The sequence below is a fragment of the Bradyrhizobium sp. C-145 genome, assembly GCF_023375135.1.
In the GTDB taxonomy this organism is placed as follows: Bacteria; Pseudomonadota; Alphaproteobacteria; order Rhizobiales; family Xanthobacteraceae; genus Bradyrhizobium; species Bradyrhizobium zhanjiangense.
In genome coordinates, this window is sequence record NZ_CP088150.1 from 8,573,932 (window position 1) to 8,589,094 (window position 15,163).

The 15,163-nt window shown below is 65.4% G+C and carries 13 protein-coding genes; 7 read left to right on the forward strand and 6 right to left on the reverse strand.

Features of this window, described 5'->3' with window-relative positions:
- Positions 1–515: 515 nt before the first annotated feature.
- A complete protein-coding gene (locus LRP30_RS40305) occupies positions 516–1,433 on the forward strand; it encodes a sulfite exporter TauE/SafE family protein (protein ID WP_128936838.1) in 918 nt (305 codons plus the stop codon).
- Positions 1,433–2,200: a TIGR02186 family protein gene (locus tag LRP30_RS40310; protein WP_164935106.1), complete on the forward strand. Its 768-nt coding sequence runs from the start codon at positions 1,433–1,435 to the stop codon at positions 2,198–2,200. The genes LRP30_RS40305 and LRP30_RS40310 overlap by 1 nt, the downstream gene beginning before the upstream one ends.
- Positions 2,201–2,308: 108 nt before the next feature.
- Here the strand turns inward: LRP30_RS40310 and LRP30_RS40315 are convergent, their stop codons facing one another.
- The gene (locus tag LRP30_RS40315; protein WP_128936839.1) at positions 2,309–3,082 is read right to left on the reverse strand and encodes an MBL fold metallo-hydrolase; all 774 of its coding nucleotides are present in this window, start codon (positions 3,080–3,082) and stop codon (positions 2,309–2,311) included.
- A gap of 12 nt (positions 3,083–3,094) precedes the next feature.
- Positions 3,095–4,006, reverse strand: a complete 912-nt coding sequence (locus LRP30_RS40320) for a DMT family transporter (protein ID WP_128955798.1) — start codon at positions 4,004–4,006, stop codon at positions 3,095–3,097.
- A 100-nt stretch (positions 4,007–4,106) separates the two neighbouring features.
- Here LRP30_RS40320 and LRP30_RS40325 point away from each other — a divergent pair, with 100 nt between their 5' ends.
- A complete protein-coding gene (locus LRP30_RS40325) occupies positions 4,107–4,970 on the forward strand; it encodes a LysR substrate-binding domain-containing protein (protein WP_128955799.1) in 864 nt (287 codons plus the stop codon).
- Positions 4,971–5,084: 114 nt separating this feature from the next.
- Here the strand turns inward: LRP30_RS40325 and pdeM are convergent, their stop codons facing one another.
- From pdeM to LRP30_RS40345, 4 genes are all read right to left on the reverse strand, one after another.
- The gene (gene pdeM / locus LRP30_RS40330) at positions 5,085–5,783 is read right to left on the reverse strand and encodes a ligase-associated DNA damage response endonuclease PdeM (RefSeq protein WP_249758376.1); all 699 of its coding nucleotides are present in this window, start codon (positions 5,781–5,783) and stop codon (positions 5,085–5,087) included.
- 119 nt (positions 5,784–5,902) lie between these two features.
- The gene (locus LRP30_RS40335) at positions 5,903–8,488 is read right to left on the reverse strand and encodes a ligase-associated DNA damage response DEXH box helicase (protein WP_249758377.1); all 2,586 of its coding nucleotides are present in this window, start codon (positions 8,486–8,488) and stop codon (positions 5,903–5,905) included.
- Positions 8,489–8,659: 171 nt separating this feature from the next.
- Complete coding sequence (locus LRP30_RS40340) at positions 8,660–9,889, reverse strand: ABC transporter substrate-binding protein (protein WP_164939716.1); 1,230 nt, start codon at positions 9,887–9,889, stop codon at positions 8,660–8,662.
- A 116-nt stretch (positions 9,890–10,005) separates the two neighbouring features.
- Positions 10,006–10,932 carry a methyltransferase domain-containing protein gene (locus LRP30_RS40345; RefSeq protein WP_249758378.1) on the reverse strand — a complete coding sequence of 309 codons (927 nt, stop codon included), beginning with the start codon at positions 10,930–10,932 and terminating at the stop codon, positions 10,006–10,008.
- Positions 10,933–11,064: 132 nt separating this feature from the next.
- Here LRP30_RS40345 and LRP30_RS40350 point away from each other — a divergent pair, with 132 nt between their 5' ends.
- The 4 genes from LRP30_RS40350 (at position 11,065) to LRP30_RS40365 (ending at position 15,162) form a co-directional block, all read left to right on the forward strand.
- Complete coding sequence (locus LRP30_RS40350) at positions 11,065–12,102, forward strand: ligase-associated DNA damage response exonuclease (protein ID WP_128937630.1); 1,038 nt, start codon at positions 11,065–11,067, stop codon at positions 12,100–12,102.
- Complete coding sequence (locus tag LRP30_RS40355; RefSeq protein WP_249758379.1) at positions 12,099–13,760, forward strand: cisplatin damage response ATP-dependent DNA ligase; 1,662 nt, start codon at positions 12,099–12,101, stop codon at positions 13,758–13,760. Before LRP30_RS40350 ends, LRP30_RS40355 begins: the two co-directional genes overlap by 4 nt.
- Before the next feature lie 340 nt (positions 13,761–14,100).
- Positions 14,101–14,406, forward strand: coding sequence for a DUF6460 domain-containing protein (locus LRP30_RS40360; protein ID WP_128936845.1), 306 nt, complete (start codon positions 14,101–14,103; stop codon positions 14,404–14,406).
- Positions 14,407–14,427: 21 nt separating this feature from the next.
- Positions 14,428–15,162, forward strand: a complete 735-nt coding sequence (locus LRP30_RS40365; RefSeq protein ID WP_249758380.1) for an MBL fold metallo-hydrolase — start codon at positions 14,428–14,430, stop codon at positions 15,160–15,162.
- The last annotated feature ends 1 nt before the right edge of the window (position 15,163 follow it).

A 15,163-nucleotide genomic window follows, 5' to 3' on the forward strand; every position in this document is an offset into this window, starting at 1 on the left:
GCTTCGGCGGCCGAGCACCCTTGTGGCCCCGGCGTAGCCTTGGCGGAGCCGGGACCGGGCGACCCAGTATTCCAGAGACGCCGGTGTGGTGCGGAGAAGCCGCGGTGTACTGGATGCCCCGGTCAAGCCGGGGCATGAAAGCGGAGAAGGTGGACACTCAAGGTTCAGTCGATCGACCACGGGCTCGGTGCACCTCTCCCGCTTGCGGGAGAGATCGGCGCGTGCCGGGCGAGGCGAAGCATCGTCCCGCGCGCCGGGTGAGGGCTTTATCCTCTGGGGGAGTCTCACTGCGGAGACACCCTCTCCCCAACCCTCCCCCGCAGGCGGGGGAGGGAGCGCACCTCCGTTGCACAACGATCTCGGATGTCATCACGCCTTCGTCCCGGCCCTTCACCCCGCCCAAAATTCCCGGTCCCGCCCGCCGGCGAATTCCGCTATTGAGGGGGCGGCAATCGTTCCGACCTTCCCGCGAGCAATCCGCGTTAGTCGATCCGTCCCGCCCGGCGCGTGGTTCAATGCAGCTCTACCTTCCGATCGCCGATCTTCCGGTCAACGTCTTCCTGGTGCTCGCCATGGGCGCCGCGGTCGGCTTCGTCTCCGGCATGTTCGGGATCGGCGGCGGCTTCCTGATGACGCCGCTACTGATCTTCATCGGCATCACGCCGGCGGTCGCAGTTGCCTCCGTCACGAGCCATATCGCGGCCTCGTCCTTTTCGGGCGCACTGTCCTATTGGCGGCGGCGCGCGATCGATCCGGCGCTGGCGAGCGTCCTGCTCTGCGGCGGCGTCACCGGCACGGCGCTGGGGGTGTGGACCTTCACCCAGCTCCGCGCGCTCGGCCAGCTCGACCTGATGATCGCGCTCTCTTACGTCGTGCTGCTCACCACCGTCGGCAGCCTGATGTTCTCCGAAGGCCTGCGCGCCCTGATGCGGACCCGGCGCGGCGCGGTGCCGCCGCGCCGCACCCACAATTGGATCCACGGCCTGCCGCTGAAGATGCGGTTCAAGCGCTCCAAGATCTACCTGTCGGTGATTCCCGTGGTGGTCGTCGGCATCGTGATCGGCTTCATCGGCGCCATCATGGGCATCGGCGGCGGCTTCATCCTGGTGCCGATCATGATCTATCTCTTGCGGGTGCCGACCTCGACGGTGATCGGCACCTCCATGGTCCTCACCCTGGTCACGATGCTGTTCGCGACCATGCTGCATGCGGTGACCAATCACCTCGTCGACGCCGTGCTGGCGCTGATCCTGATGGTCGGCGGCGTCACCGGCGCGCAGTTCGGCGCCCGTGCGGGACAGAAGATCCGCGGCGAGCAGCTGCGGCTGCTGCTGGGCCTGTTGATCCTCTCGGTCGGGGTCCGCTTCGCGATCGAGCTGGTGATCCGGCCCGAGGACCTCTTCACCATCCGCGAGCTGGGAGTGAGCACCTGATGCGCGCGCTGCTCGCCCTCCTTCTCGTCCTGCTGCTCGGCTCGGCCGCGCGCGCCGAGCGACTGATCGTGTCGGTCTCCAACCACCGCGTCACGGTGACGCCGAACTATTCCGGCGAGGAGCTGGTGCTGTTCGGCTCGGTGGAGAAGGATGCGACGACGCCGGCCGACCGCGCGGCTTACGATCTCGTGGTCACCGTGATGGGCCCGCGCGCCGACATGGTGACGCGGCGGAAAGAACGCACCTTCGGCATCTGGATCAACACCGACTACCGGCAATTCCTGCAGGTGCCGAGCTATCTGGCGCTGTTCGCCAACCGTCCCTTCGACGCCATCACCTCGCCCGAGATCGCGCGCCGGCAGCAGATCGGGCTCAACAACGTGCGGCTGACCCAACGGGTCAGCGGCGACTATGCCGACGTGGTGCCGAACGACGCGTTCCGCTCCGCCTTCATCCGCCTTCGCACCCAGCACGGCCTTTATCGCGAGGATGCGAGCGCGGTGACGTTCCTGACGCCGACGCTGTTCCGCACCGGCATTCCACTGCCGGCGGAGGTGCCGATCGGCACCTATGAGGTGGAGATCAAGCTGTTTGCGAACGGCGCGTTCATCGGCAAGACCGAGACCGCGTTCGAAATCGTCAAAGTCGGCTTCGAGCAGTTCGTCGCCACCAGCGCGCGGCAGAACGGGCTGATCTACGGCCTGGCCACTGCGGCGATGGCGCTGATGACGGGATGGATGGCATCGATCGTGTTCCGGAAGGACTAACGGCATACTCCGTCATTGCGAGCGAAGCGAAGCAATCCAGACTGCCGCCGCGGAAGGATTCTGGATTGCTTCGTCGCAAGGGCTCCTCGCAATGACGACGTGGCGAAATCACGGCGCCTCGATCACCGTCGGCACGCCCGGCTCCAGCAGGCGCAACCGCGTCCCAAAGCCGAGCACGTCGAAGGTCTTGCGCAGATCCTCGCTGTTCTGGCGGAAATGCGCCCAGCCTTCGGTGTGCACCGGCACGATCATCGCATCGGGAAAGGCACGCGCAGTCTCGATGGTGTCGTTGGTGTCCATGGTGAGATGAAACGGCCCGCGCGTTTGCGCCGCGCCCGCGAAGGGCAGCACCACCCCGCATTTGAAGCGGCGCGCAACTTCGGCGACGCCGTCAAACCAGGTGGTGTCGCCGCTGATATAGACCGGACGCGTGTCCTTCCGGCTCGACGACACCACGAATCCAATGACATCACCCGACAGCGGCTCGATACCGGCCGGACCGTGGCGCGCGGGCGTCGCGGTGATCGTCAGCGTATTGCCGTCGTCGTCCCTCAGATGCGCGGCGCTCCAGGGCGCAAGGCCCTCGACATGGCCGCCGAGGCGCTTTGCGCCCGCCTCGGTCGTCAGCACGCGCTTGACCTTGAAGAGATATTCGCGGCCGGAATTGTCGAGATTGTCGGAGTGCTGGTCGTGGCTGAGCAGCACCGCATCGACCGGGCCGATCGCGTCAGGCCTCACCGCAGGTCCGATCGTTTTCTCCAGCTTCACATGCGGCAGTTGATAGGCACCGGGCGCATCGAAGGTCGGATCGGTGAGCAGGCGAAAGCCGTCGATCTCGATCAGCGCCGTGGGGCCGCCGATCAGGGTGATGGAAACGGGCATGATGAACTCCTGTTACGACACGGGCTTTGCCGGCCGCGTCACCAGATAAATGCCGAGCGCGACTGGAATGATCCCGAGCAAATCGCGGGCCTCGACGTGTTCGCCGAGCACGACGAAGGCGAACAGCATGCCGAGCGGCGGCATCAGGAAATGATAGCTGCTTGCCGCCGTCGCCCCGCACACTTTCAGGAGATGAAACCAGAGCAGGTAGGCGAGGATCGAGCCGCCGAGCACGAGGAAGGCAAAGGCGCCGATCAGGCTCGGGGTGAGCACGATCGCGTGAACGTCGGCGAAGGTGAGCGCGATCGGCGCCAGCACGATACCGGCGGCGATATTCTGGATGCCGTTGCCGATCCACAACGAACCCTTCGGCGCGAGCAGCTTGAACAGGATGGTGCCGGCAACGATCGAGGCCAGCGAAGCCAGCGTGAACAGGATGCCGTGCAGGCTATCGGTACCCACCGACAGACGGTGCCAGACGATGAAGGTGACACCGATGACGCCGAGCAGCAGGCCCGCCGCCTTGCGCCAGGTCATGCTTTCGCCGAGCAGCAGCGCGGCGAGCGCAGCCGTGAACACCGGATTGGCCGACACGATCAGCCCGCCGAGGCCGGCGGAGACCGATTGCAGGCCGGTATAGCCAAGCCCGAGATAGAGCGCGTTGTTGGCGATACCGAGCACGGCGAAGATCGCGGCGTCGCGCCAGGACAGCGACCAGCCGTCGCCGCGAATCCAGGTCGCCCCCAGGATCAGAATGCCGGCGAGCGAGAAGCGTGCCGCGAGCAGGATCAATGGCGGGCAATAGGTGACGCCGATCTTGCCGGCGACGAAGGCGTAGCTCCAGAGCAGACAGAACAGGCCGATAGTGAGCGGCAGCGGATTGAAACGGCTGCGGGGGACGGCGATCGATGGGGCGAGCGACATGAGGGCATTCTCCTGGAGCCCCCGATCTAGGAACGCGGCTTGTCATTTGGAAATTAAATGATTAACTTCACTTCAGTGGATTTTTGAATGGAGGCGGGTCATGCTCGATCTCGAGCTGCTGCGCAGCTTCGTCTCGGTGGTCGAGGCCGGCGGCTTCACCCGCGCCGGCGAGCGCGTCCACCGCACGCAATCGACCGTGAGCCAGCAGATCAAGCGGCTGGAGGAGGATGTCGGCCAGGTGCTGCTGCACCGCGACGGCAAGGACGTGCGCCCGACCGAAGCCGGCGAGCGGCTGCTGTTCTATGCGCGGCGGCTGCTCTCGCTCGCCGAGGAGGCGCGCGATGTGCTGCGCCAGCCCGACGGCGAAGGCGCGATCAGGCTCGGCATTCCCGAGGATTTTGCCGCGTACCGATTGGCGAAACTGCTTGGTGCGTTCTCGCGCTCGCATCCGCGCCTGCGGCTCGATGTGCGCGCCGACCAGAGCAAGCATCTGGCCCGTGATCTCGAACGCGGCGAACTTGATCTTGCGCTCTATAAGCGCGAGGCTGGCGCGAAGGACGCCATCGCGGTGTGGCCCGAGCGGGTGCACTGGGTCACCAGCAAGAGCCATCCGGTCGACGTCAACGTGTCGTCGGTGCCGCTGATCGGTTTTCCGCTCGGCTGCATCTATCGCGCCGGCGCCATCCACGCGCTGGAAAGCGCGGGCCGCGCCTGGCACACCGCCTACACGTCATCCAGTCTCGCCGGCATCCAGGCCGCGGTCGCCGCCGGCATGGGACTGAGCATCCTGTCGGAGATGGCCATCCAGTCCGATCACCGCGTGCTGACCGCCAAGGACGGCTTTGCGCCGATCAACCGCACCGAGGTGGCATTGATGGCCGCACCGGGCGCCAGCCCTGCGACGCTGCGGCTGGCGGATCGGCTCGCCGAGTTTTGCGATGATGTGCAGGCGAAGGCGGCGTGAACTTGCGGGATGCGTAGGGTGGGTTAGCCGAAGGCGTAACCCACCACTGTCTGTCTCAACGGATGCAAAAGAGGTGGGTTACGCTTCGCTAACCCACCCAACGAAGCGCGCCCTTCAATAACACCGCGACGCGGCAATCGCGTGGACGCGGCGGTCGCCGAGCAGATGGGCGACAAAGCCGTTGGTCGGAAAGATTTTCGCGAACGCTTCATCGCGGATGCTGAGGCCGCCGGCATAGGCGCCGAAGGCCGGCATCACGGCGCGCATCCCGTCACTGGCGAAGCAGCGGCGCTCCATCGAGCGGCCGCGCGCGGAGACGCGGGCCTTGGGATGCAGATGGCCGGCGATCTCACCGCTTGCGCCGGTCGGCTCGTGGCGGAAGGTGATCGGGCCGATCGCGACTTCGTCGGCGACGGTGCCGCCGAGATCGCGCGGCAGCATCGGATCGTGATTGCCTGAGATCCAGATCCAGTCGCGGCCGGCCTGGAGTGCGGCGACGGCGTCGCGATCCTCTGCGGAGAGGCGCTCATGCGCGGTGCGGTCGTGAAAACTGTCGCCGAGCGCGATGACGATACTTGGATTATGGCGGGAGATGACAGCAGCGAGACGGCTGAGCGTCGCCAGCGTATCGTAGGGAGGCAGCAGCACGCCGCGCGTGGCGAAGCTGGAGCCTTTTTCCAGATGCAGATCCGAGACGACGAGCAGGCGCTGCTCTTCCCAGAACAATGCGCCGGAGAGATCGGCGTGGAGCGAGATGCCGGCGACGTCCAAAGTGCGAGTTGAAGAAATCGAGAGTGCCACTTGCTCCGTCATGGCCGGGCCTGTCCCGGCCATCCACGTTCTTGCTGCGGCAAAAAAGCCGTGGATGCCCGGGCCAAGCCCGGGCATGACGTTGTGGATGGAGTTGCGCCCCGAAAATACATTCTTGCCGTCTACGACATCGCCTCTTTGACCAGCTCATCGGCGGCCTCCGCCAACAGCTCGTCTGCAGCTTCGCCATAAACTGACTCGCGGCCGATTTCCAGCATCACGGGGACGGCGAGCGGGGAGACGTGGTCGAGTTCCCGATGGGTGATGCGGCCCTGGATGCGTATCAGCATATCGCTGAGGCGGCGCAGGTCGAGCAGGCCGGTGGCGGCATCGGCGCGCGCGGCGCGCAAGAGCACGTGATCGGCCTGGTGCTTGCGCAGGACGTCGTAGACGAGATCGGTCGAGAACAGCACCTGGCGGCGGCTTTTCTCTTCGCCGGTATGCCGCCGCGCGATCAGGCCGGAGATGATCGCGCAATTGCGGAAGGTGCGCTTCATGAGCGCGGATTCGGCGAGCCAGGCTTCGAGATCGTCGCCGAGCATGTCGGGATCGAATAGCGCATCGAGATCGATCCGGCCATCGCGGATCATGAAGGAGAGATCGCCAAGCCCCCAGATCGCCACGGCATATTCGTTGGCGACGAAGCCGAGCGGCCGGGCGCGGGCGCGCTCCAGCCGCCGCGTCAGCAGCATGCCGAGGGTCTGGTGCGCGAGACGGCCTTCGAAGGGATAGCAGACTAGATAGTGCTTGTTGGCGCGCGGAAAGCTCTCGACCAGGAGCTCGCGCACCGCAGGCACGCGAGAGACGTCCTTTTGCAGCGACAGCCAGTCGCGCACCTGCTCCGGCAAGCCGCCCCATGCGCTGAAATCATCGAGCAGCCGGCGCACGCGCTCGGCGAGATAGGTCGAGAGCGGGAATTTGCCGCCCATATAGGATGGCACCTTCGGGTCTTTGTCATGCGCGCGCGAGACATAGACCTGGTCCTCGACCAGGGTCTCGTAGCGTACCACCTCGCCGCTGAACACGAAGGTATCTCCGGGGCTCAAGCCCTCGATGAAGGCCTCCTCGATCTCGCCAAGCAGCCTGCCGCCGCGCGCGATCACCCCTGTCGCTCCGCCTGCTTTTCCTTGGCCGCCGCGCGAGCGCACCAGGCGCACCTTCAGCATGTCATCCTCGACGATGGTGCCGACATTCATGCGGTAGCTCTGCCGCACTTTTGGGTTGGCGACGCGCCAGCGCCCTTCCTTGTCCTGCTTGATGCGGGCGAAGCGCTCATAGGTCTTCAGCGCGTAGCCGCCGGAGGCGACGAAATCGACGACGTCGTCGAAGTCCTGGCGCGACAGGTTTGCGTAGGGCGCGGCGGTGCGCACCTCCTCGTAGAGCTCGTCCGAGAGAAAAGGCTCGCCGCAGGCGCAGCCGAGCACGTGCTGAGCCAGCACATCGAGCGCGCCCGTGCGCAAGGGCGGTGTGTCCTGCGCATTCTCGGCGATGGCATCGATGGCGACACGGCACTCCAGCACCTCGAAGCGATTGGCCGGCACCAGCACCGCGCGCGAGGCCTCGTCGAGACGGTGGTTGGCGCGGCCGATGCGCTGCATCAGGCGCGAGGATCCCTTGGGCGCGCCGATATTGACGACGAGATCGACATCGCCCCAGTCGACGCCGAGGTCGAGCGAGGAGGTGCAGACCACGCCGCGCAGTCTGCCCGCCGACATGGCGTCCTCGACTTTGCGGCGCTGGGCGACGTCGAGCGATCCGTGATGCAGCGCGATGGCGAGGCCATCGTCGTTCATGCTCCAGAGATTCTGGAACAGCATCTCGGCCTGGCTGCGGGTGTTGACGAAGACCAGCGTGGTCTTGTTCGCCTTGATCAGCTCGTAGATTTCAGGGAGCGCATGGCGCGCGCTGTGGCCGGCCCAGGGCAGGCTTTCGCGGGTGTCGAGCATCTCGACCTCAGGCGGCGCGGCGCCGCCTGCGATGACGATGTCCGCGGCAGCTTCCCTGCCTTCGGGCTGCGGCACCAGGAAGCGCGCGAGCTGCTCCGGCTCGGCCACCGTCGCCGACAAGCCGATCGCGCGCATCTGCGGCGCCAGCCGCCACAGCCGCGCCAAGTCGAGCGAAAGCAGATCGCCGCGCTTGGACGTCACCAGCGCATGCAGCTCGTCGAGCACGATGCGCTTCAAGGAGGAGAACAGGAACGGCGCATCATCGGAAGAGAGCAGCAGCGCGACCTGCTCGGGCGTCGTCAGCAGGATGTCAGGCGGATAGCGCCGCTGGCGCTGCCGCCGCGACACCGGCGTATCGCCGGTGCGGGTCTCGACCTTGACCGGCAGCGCCATTTCGGCGATCGGCCGCTCCAGGTTGCGCGCGATGTCGACGGCGAGCGCTTTCAGCGGTGAGATGTAGAGCGTGTGCAGGCCGCCGGTGCGCTGCAGGCTGCGGCCGGTGGAGATGAGGCTTTTCTTCGCGCTAGTCTCCCGCTGAGCTGCCTCAGAAGACAGCTCCACCAGCGTCGGCAGAAATCCTGCCAGCGTCTTGCCGGCGCCGGTCGGCGCGATCAAGAGCACCGAGCGGTCCTCGCGCGCCTTCTCCAACAGCGCCAATTGATGCGCGCGCGGCGACCAGCCGCGGGCCGCGAACCACGCATTGAAGCGGTCGGGCAGCAGCGCAGGCGTCTCGGCCGGGGATTTGAGGATGCGGGGCGGCACGGCATAAGAGGTAAGCCGTGGCGGTGGGTTCGTCGAGGGGTTGAAGCGGCCGTGGGGTGGGCAAAGCGAAGCGTGCCCACCATCCAAGCCCAGCTGTCTGAGCAGGTGGTGGGCACGGCGCAACAGCGCCTTTGCCCACCCCTACGGTCTTCGTGGTCGCGGAGAGAGCCCCTACTCCGACATCGGCTTGTCGGAAATGTCCCAGTCCTTGCCGGTGAAGGTGGAGATGAACAGCGTCTTCATCGGCGTGTAGTCCGCGGGCGTGTAGCTGTAGGTGACGCCGTCGAGGAAGTAGGGCGAGTGGAAACCGTTGAGGTTTGATGCCTGCTTCAGCACGTTGGCGCGGGTGAGATCGTCGCCGCAGCGGCGCAGGATCTCGCCCATGGTCACGGCCTGGCCGTAGCCGGCGAAGGCGATGGTGTTATCGGGATCGATCGCCGGCGTATACTTCTTGCGCAGCTCCTCGAACGCCATCACGTCCGGATCCTTCTCCCATTTGGGCAGGCCGACTTCCTTGTTGTAGCGGATGGCGACGATGCCGGTGGCGTTCTCCAGGCCCGCGGCGCTGAGGATGGAGCGGCCGGTCGAGCCCGCCGACAGCAGTTGCAGCGGCTTCCAGCCGAGCTCGGCCACTTTCCGGATCGACTGCGACGACGCCTTGCCGGTGGAGATGTTGTAGAAGACGTCGGCGCCCGATTTCGAGAGGTTGATGAGCTGGGAATCGACGGTCGGCTCGGTGAGATCGTAGGTCTGCTCCATGATCACCTGCGCGGTGCCGCCGGCGTCAGTCAGCACCTTCTTGAACGGACCCAGGAAGTCGCGGCCGAAATCGTCGTTCTGATAGAGGATGCCGATCTTGGCGTTCGGCTTCACGCTGACGACGTGCCGCGCGAGAATGCGCGCCTCGGTCGGATAGAGCGGCAGGCCCGCCATCGTCCATTTGAACTCTTTCGGGTTATTCCACTTCGACGCGCCGGTGTTGAGCAGGAGCTGCGGCACGCCCTTGGAGTTCAGGTATTTGTGCACGGCGGTCTGCGGCGCGGTGCCGAGCGAGCCGTACAGCGCCAGCACCTCCTCCTGCTCGACCAGGCGCCGCGTCGCCTCGACGCATTTCGGCGCGCTGTAGGCGTCGTCCATGGTGAGGAACTTGATCTTGCGCCCGTTGATGCCGCCCTTCTCGTTCAGCATCTGGAAATAGGCTTCGCCGATGCGGCCGAGCACGCCATAGAGCGAGCCGGGGCCGGAATGCGGCACGGTCTGGCCGATCTTGATCTCGGTGTCGCTGGCGCCCGCATCGTATTTCTTCTCCGCGGCCCAGACATATGGCGCGGGCAAGGTGGATGCGGCGATGGTGGCGAGCGCGGCGGCGCTGAAATCGCGCCGCGATGGATTCTTGGTCATTATTATTTCCTCCCTGGTGCGCGCATTGTGCTGGCATCGCAGCACGGCTCGCAAGTGGGAAGTCGCAGCTTTGCGAAGCAATGACGCTCAAATTACTGGTTGGCTAGCGCCTAGACTCAAGTTTTCTCGGCGACGACGACGAGGCCGCGTACCGGATCGTTGTTTTCGTTGCGCGGCGAGGCCGACTCCAGCGTGAGAAGTTTGAGCCCGGCCTTCGCGATGGCGCCGCGCGCATATTCCGCGGAATGGGCATAGCGCAGGCCTTCGCCGAGCACGATGCCGCTACCTTCATGCGTCTCCAGCGTGAAGGCGAGCACGCCGCCGGCTGCAAGCACGCGCTTTATCTCGGTGAGCACCGGCGCAAGATCGGAGAGATAGACGAAGGCATCCGCGGCGACGACGAGGTTCGCGCTCGCATCACTCTTGCCGCGCAGGCCTTCGATCATGTCGGCGACTTCGAGCTCGGCATAGAGATTGGTGGCGCGCGCCTGCTTGATCATGCCGGGCGACAGATCGATGCCGATGAAATGATCGACCTGCTTGGCGAAGGCGGCGGCGGCGAGCCCGGTGCCGCAGCCGAGATCGATGGTGCGCTTGAAGAAGGCGGGCTTCTTGGCGGCGACGCGTGAGGCCAACACTGCCTTGAAGATCAGGCTCGGGGCGCGATAGCCGAGATCGTTGATCAGCGTGTGCTCGAAGCGCGGAGCATATTGGTCAAACAGCGCCTGCACATAGGCCTTCGGCATCTCCGCCATCTCTGCGTCGCCGAGGCGCATCAGATGCAGGCCGGCGCCATGCTGATCGCCCGGATCGGATCGGCGCGCTTCTCGAAACGCCGCGATCGCCTTGTCGCGTTCGCCGAGCTGCTGCCGGATTTCGCCGAGCGTGAACCAGGCCGAGGTGAAATCAGGCGCGAGCTCGATCGCCTGCTCCAGCAGGTCCGCGGCCTCCGGCAGATCACCCTTGAGCTGGAGGTCGCGCGCGAACTCGAAGCGACGGTCGGCCATGAGATCGCCGGAGGTCAGGAATAGGCGCAAGGGCATCTTGGAACCAACACTTATCGTGCCGGGTCACCGGCAATCGATCAAAAAAAGCACTGTTTAAGTGGATGGATGCGTGGGTCAAGCCCGCGCATGACGGATGAATATCGGAGCACCGGTCCCTATATGACCACCATGCGCCCGCAAGACATCCTGCTGCCAGTTGCTGCCGGCCTGTGCTGCAAGCCCGGCGGCTTCCATATCGACCCTGTGCGCCCGGTCGAGCGGGCCGTGATCACCCACGGCCATTCCGATCATGCCCGCGCCGGCCACGGCGCGGTGCTGGCGACGCAGGAAACCCTGGACATGATGCGGCTGCGCTACGGCGAGAATTTTGCCGGCTCGACCCAGACGATCCGCTATGGCGAGGAGATCCGGCTCGGCGACGTCACCGTCAAGTTTCACCCGGCTGGCCACGTCTTGGGCTCGGCGCAGATCGCGGTGACCTGCAACGACACCTGCATCGTTGCTTCCGGTGACTACAAGGACGCGCCCGATCCGACCTGCACCCCGTTCGAGCTCGTGCCCTGCGACGTCTTCATCACCGAGGCCACCTTTGGGCTGCCGGTGTTTCGTCACGGCGATGCGGCCGACGAGGTCAAGAAGCTGCTGGCCTCGGTCGCGCTGTTTCCGGAGCGTGCGCATCTCGTCGGTGCCTATTCGCTCGGCAAGGCGCAGCGCGTGATCGCGCTGCTGCGCCAGGCCGGCTACGACGCGCCGATCTACCTCCATGGCGCGATGGAGACGATCACGCATTACTATCAGAGCCGCGGCATCGAACTTGGCGAATTGCGGCCCGTGAAAGGCGTGAAGAAAGCGGCGCTCGCCGGCACCATCACGCTGGCACCGCCGTCGGCGACATCCGATCTCTGGACACGGCGCTTTCCCGATCCCGTCACCGCCTTTGCCTCGGGGTGGATGCGCGTGCGCGCTCGCGCGCGGCAGCGCGGCATCGAACTGCCGCTTGTGATCTCCGACCACGCCGATTGGGATGGCCTCACCGCGACAATCGCCGCGACCGGCGCCGGCGAGATCTGGGTCACCCACGGCCAGGAAGATGCGCTGGTGCATTGGTGTCAGAGCAAAGGCCTGAAAGCGCGGCCGCTCGATCTCGTCGGCTATGGTGACGAGGAGGAGAGCGAGACGCCAATTCAAGACGAGGCCGAAGCATGAACCGCTTCGCCGAGCTTCTGGACCGTCTCGCCTACGAGCCCGGCCGCAACAACAAACTGCGGCTGATCACCGGCTATTTCCGCGAAGTCGGCGATCCCGATCGCGGCTATGCACTGGCCGCACTCACCGGCGCTCTGAGCTTCAAGCACGCCAAGCCCGCGTTGATCCGCGATTTGATCGCGGCGCGCACGGATGAGGTTCTGTTTGGATTGTCGTACGATTATGTCGGCGATCTCTCGGAGACGGTGGCACTGATGTGGCCGAAGGCGGCGATGACCGCTCACAACAACCCGCCGCCTCCGACCCTGACCGAAGTCGTCACCACACTGCGCACGCTCGGCAAGATCGAGCTGCCGAAGCAGCTCGAGCGCTGGCTGGACGAGCTCGATGAGACCGGCCGCTGGGCGCTGCTGAAGCTCGTCACCGGCGCGCTTCGCATCGGCATCTCCGCGCGTCTCGCCAAGACCGCGGCCGCCGCGCTCGGCGACAAGGACCCGCATGAGATCGAGCTGATCTGGCCCGGCCTTTCGCCGCCGTATCTCGACCTGTTTGCGTGGCTGGAAGGCCGCGGCGAAAAACCGGTCAATCGCGATCCCGCGCCGTTCCGGCCGGTGATGTTGGCGCATGCGATCGAGGACATGGATTTCGCTGCACTCGATCCCGCCGACTACATCGCCGAATGGAAATGGGACGGCATCCGGGTGCAAGCCGTCGCAGGGCGTGATGATCGCGGCCACATCACGGCGCGGCTCTATTCGCGCACCGGTGAAGACATCACGGGAAGTTTTCCGGACCTCGTCCCCTCGCTGCACCTGCCTGGCGCGATCGACGGCGAGCTGCTGATCCTGCGCGAGGGCCGCGTGCAGAGCTTCAACGTGCTGCAGCAGCGACTGAACCGCAAGGTCGTCTCGCCAAAGCTGATCAAGGAATTTCCGATCCACTTGCGCGCCTACGATTTGCTCGGCGACGACGAGAACGATTTGCGCGAGCTGCCGTTCGCGGAGCGGCGCGAGCGGCTGGAGACCTTCATCAGGAAGCTCGACGATCCCCGCATCGATCTGTCGCCCACCGTCCCGTTCGCAAGCTGGGAGGCGCTCACCGCTGCGCGCGCCGATCCTGCCAGTGCCGGCGCCGGCGGGGATGCCGACGCGGTCGAGGGCGTGATGCTGAAGCGGCGCGATGCGCCTTATCTTCCGGGGCGGCCGAAGGGCCAATGGTGGAAGTGGAAGCGCGATCCGCACATCATCGATGCCGTGCTGATGTATGCGCAGCGCGGTCACGGCAAGCGCTCGTCCTATTATTCCGACTACACGTTTGGCGTCTGGACCGAGGGCGATAGCGGCGACGAGCTGGTGCCAGTCGGAAAGGCCTATTTCGGCTTCACCGACGAGGAGCTGTTGCAGATCGACCGCTTCGTCCGCCGCAACACCACGGAAAAATTCGGCCCCGTCCGCCATGTCGTGCACGAACCGGACAAGGGGCTGGTGGTGGAGGTCGCCTTTGAGGGCCTCCAGCGCTCACCGCGGCACAAATCCGGCGTCGCCATGCGCTTTCCCCGCATTAGCCGCCTGCGCTGGGACAAGCCGCCGCGCGAGGCCGACCGGCTGGAAACGTTGGAGAGGATGTTGAAGGCGGAACCAGCGGAGATTGAGGCGTGAAGTGTGCTGGACTGAGGCTCGCTTAGCGCCCAGGCGGAGGTGCGCCCCCTCTCCCGCCTGCGGGAGAGGGTTGGGGTGAGGGTTTCTCTGCAGTGGGATTCCCCAAGAGGATAGAACCCTCACCCGCGCGCGGGACGATGCTTCGCATCGCCCGGGGGCGCGACCTCTCCCGCGAGCGGGAGAGGTTGCACCGAGCCCGAGGCCAGCCGCGCGCCACTATCGAAGCTCTGGCGTGCTCACGCGAATTAAAATGCGGTAAGCTGATTGACGCATGGTTGCGGGTTCCCCATGTGCCCCGCCGTGACCTATAATGGGGTTGAATCCGCCCAAGGAGTTTGCGATGGCCCACGACGTCAGAGATTTGCCGGCCGGCCGCGGCGATGGCCTGAACCGCTTTCTCGGCGGCACGCCGCTGGCGGTCGCGTTTCGCCTGGTCCTGCTCTCGATCCTGGTCGGTGTCGTGCTGGCCGCGATCGGCTTCGACCCCTGGAATATCATCCACAGCATTCGCCTGTTGTTCCAGCGTCTCTGGGATCTCGGCTTCGATGCCGTGAACTGGCTGTGGCGCTACTTCCTGCTCGGCGCGGTCATCGTGATTCCGATCTGGCTGCTCTCGCGCGTGTTCGGCGCGCCGCGCGGCAGGTAAGGATTTGGGAGTCCGCAGCCGATGCAATTACGCTTTGTCGGCTGCGGCGACGCCTTCGGCTCAGGCGGCAGGCTCAATACCTGCTTCCACGTCTCGGGGCGTGAAGCCCACTTCCTGATCGATTGCGGTGCGTCGGCGCTGCCGGCGCTGAAACGGCTCGAGATCGATCGCAACGACATCGACCTCATCCTCATCACGCATTTCCACGGCGACCACTTTGCGGGGCTGCCATTCTTCCTGCTCGACGCGCAATTCTCGCGTCGGACGCGGCCGCTGACGATTGCGGGTCCGCAAGGCATCGAGATGCGGCTTCGTGTCGTGATGGAGGCTCTGTTCGAGCACTCCTCAAAAACCAAGCAGCGCTTCGACCTCAATGTCGTGGAGCTCGCGCCTCATCAAAGCCAAAGTTTTGGCGCGGTGGCGGTGACACCCTACCCGGTCGTGCACGGCGAATCCGGCGGGCCCTTCCTGGCCTATCGCGTCGAGGCCGAGGGCCGCACGCTCGCCTACAGCGCCGATACCGAATGGACGGACACGCTCATTCCGCTGGCGAATGGCGCGGACCTTTTCATTGCGGAAGCCTACATGTACGAGAAGGTGGTCAAGAACCATCTTAGCCTGAAAACCTTGGAACAACATCTGCCCGCGATCGGCGCCAAGCGGCTCGTGCTCACCCATATGAGCGACGACATGCTGTCGCGCCTGGATGACATCGAGCATCTCGCCGCCGAAGACGGCATGGTGCTCGTGTTCTGAC

Bases quoted from the DNA above. Each gene is read 5' to 3' on its own strand.
- LRP30_RS40345 (WP_249758378.1), bottom strand. From the start codon at position 10,932: ATGCCCTTGCGCCTATTCCTGACCTCCGGCGATCTCATGGCCGACCGT.
- LRP30_RS40360 (WP_128936845.1), top strand. From the start codon at position 14,101: ATGGCCCACGACGTCAGAGATTTGCCGGCCGGCCGCGGCGATGGCCTG.
- LRP30_RS40325 (WP_128955799.1), top strand. From the start codon at position 4,107: ATGCTCGATCTCGAGCTGCTGCGCAGCTTCGTCTCGGTGGTCGAGGCC.
- LRP30_RS40340 (WP_164939716.1), bottom strand. From the start codon at position 9,889: ATGACCAAGAATCCATCGCGGCGCGATTTCAGCGCCGCCGCGCTCGCC.
- LRP30_RS40320 (WP_128955798.1), bottom strand. From the start codon at position 4,006: ATGTCGCTCGCCCCATCGATCGCCGTCCCCCGCAGCCGTTTCAATCCG.
- LRP30_RS40365 (WP_249758380.1), top strand. From the start codon at position 14,428: ATGCAATTACGCTTTGTCGGCTGCGGCGACGCCTTCGGCTCAGGCGGC.
- pdeM (WP_249758376.1), bottom strand. From the start codon at position 5,783: ATGACGGAGCAAGTGGCACTCTCGATTTCTTCAACTCGCACTTTGGAC.
- LRP30_RS40305 (WP_128936838.1), top strand. From the start codon at position 516: ATGCAGCTCTACCTTCCGATCGCCGATCTTCCGGTCAACGTCTTCCTG.
- LRP30_RS40315 (WP_128936839.1), bottom strand. From the start codon at position 3,082: ATGCCCGTTTCCATCACCCTGATCGGCGGCCCCACGGCGCTGATCGAG.
- LRP30_RS40310 (WP_164935106.1), top strand. From the start codon at position 1,433: ATGCGCGCGCTGCTCGCCCTCCTTCTCGTCCTGCTGCTCGGCTCGGCC.
- LRP30_RS40355 (WP_249758379.1), top strand. From the start codon at position 12,099: ATGAACCGCTTCGCCGAGCTTCTGGACCGTCTCGCCTACGAGCCCGGC.
- LRP30_RS40350 (WP_128937630.1), top strand. From the start codon at position 11,065: ATGCGCCCGCAAGACATCCTGCTGCCAGTTGCTGCCGGCCTGTGCTGC.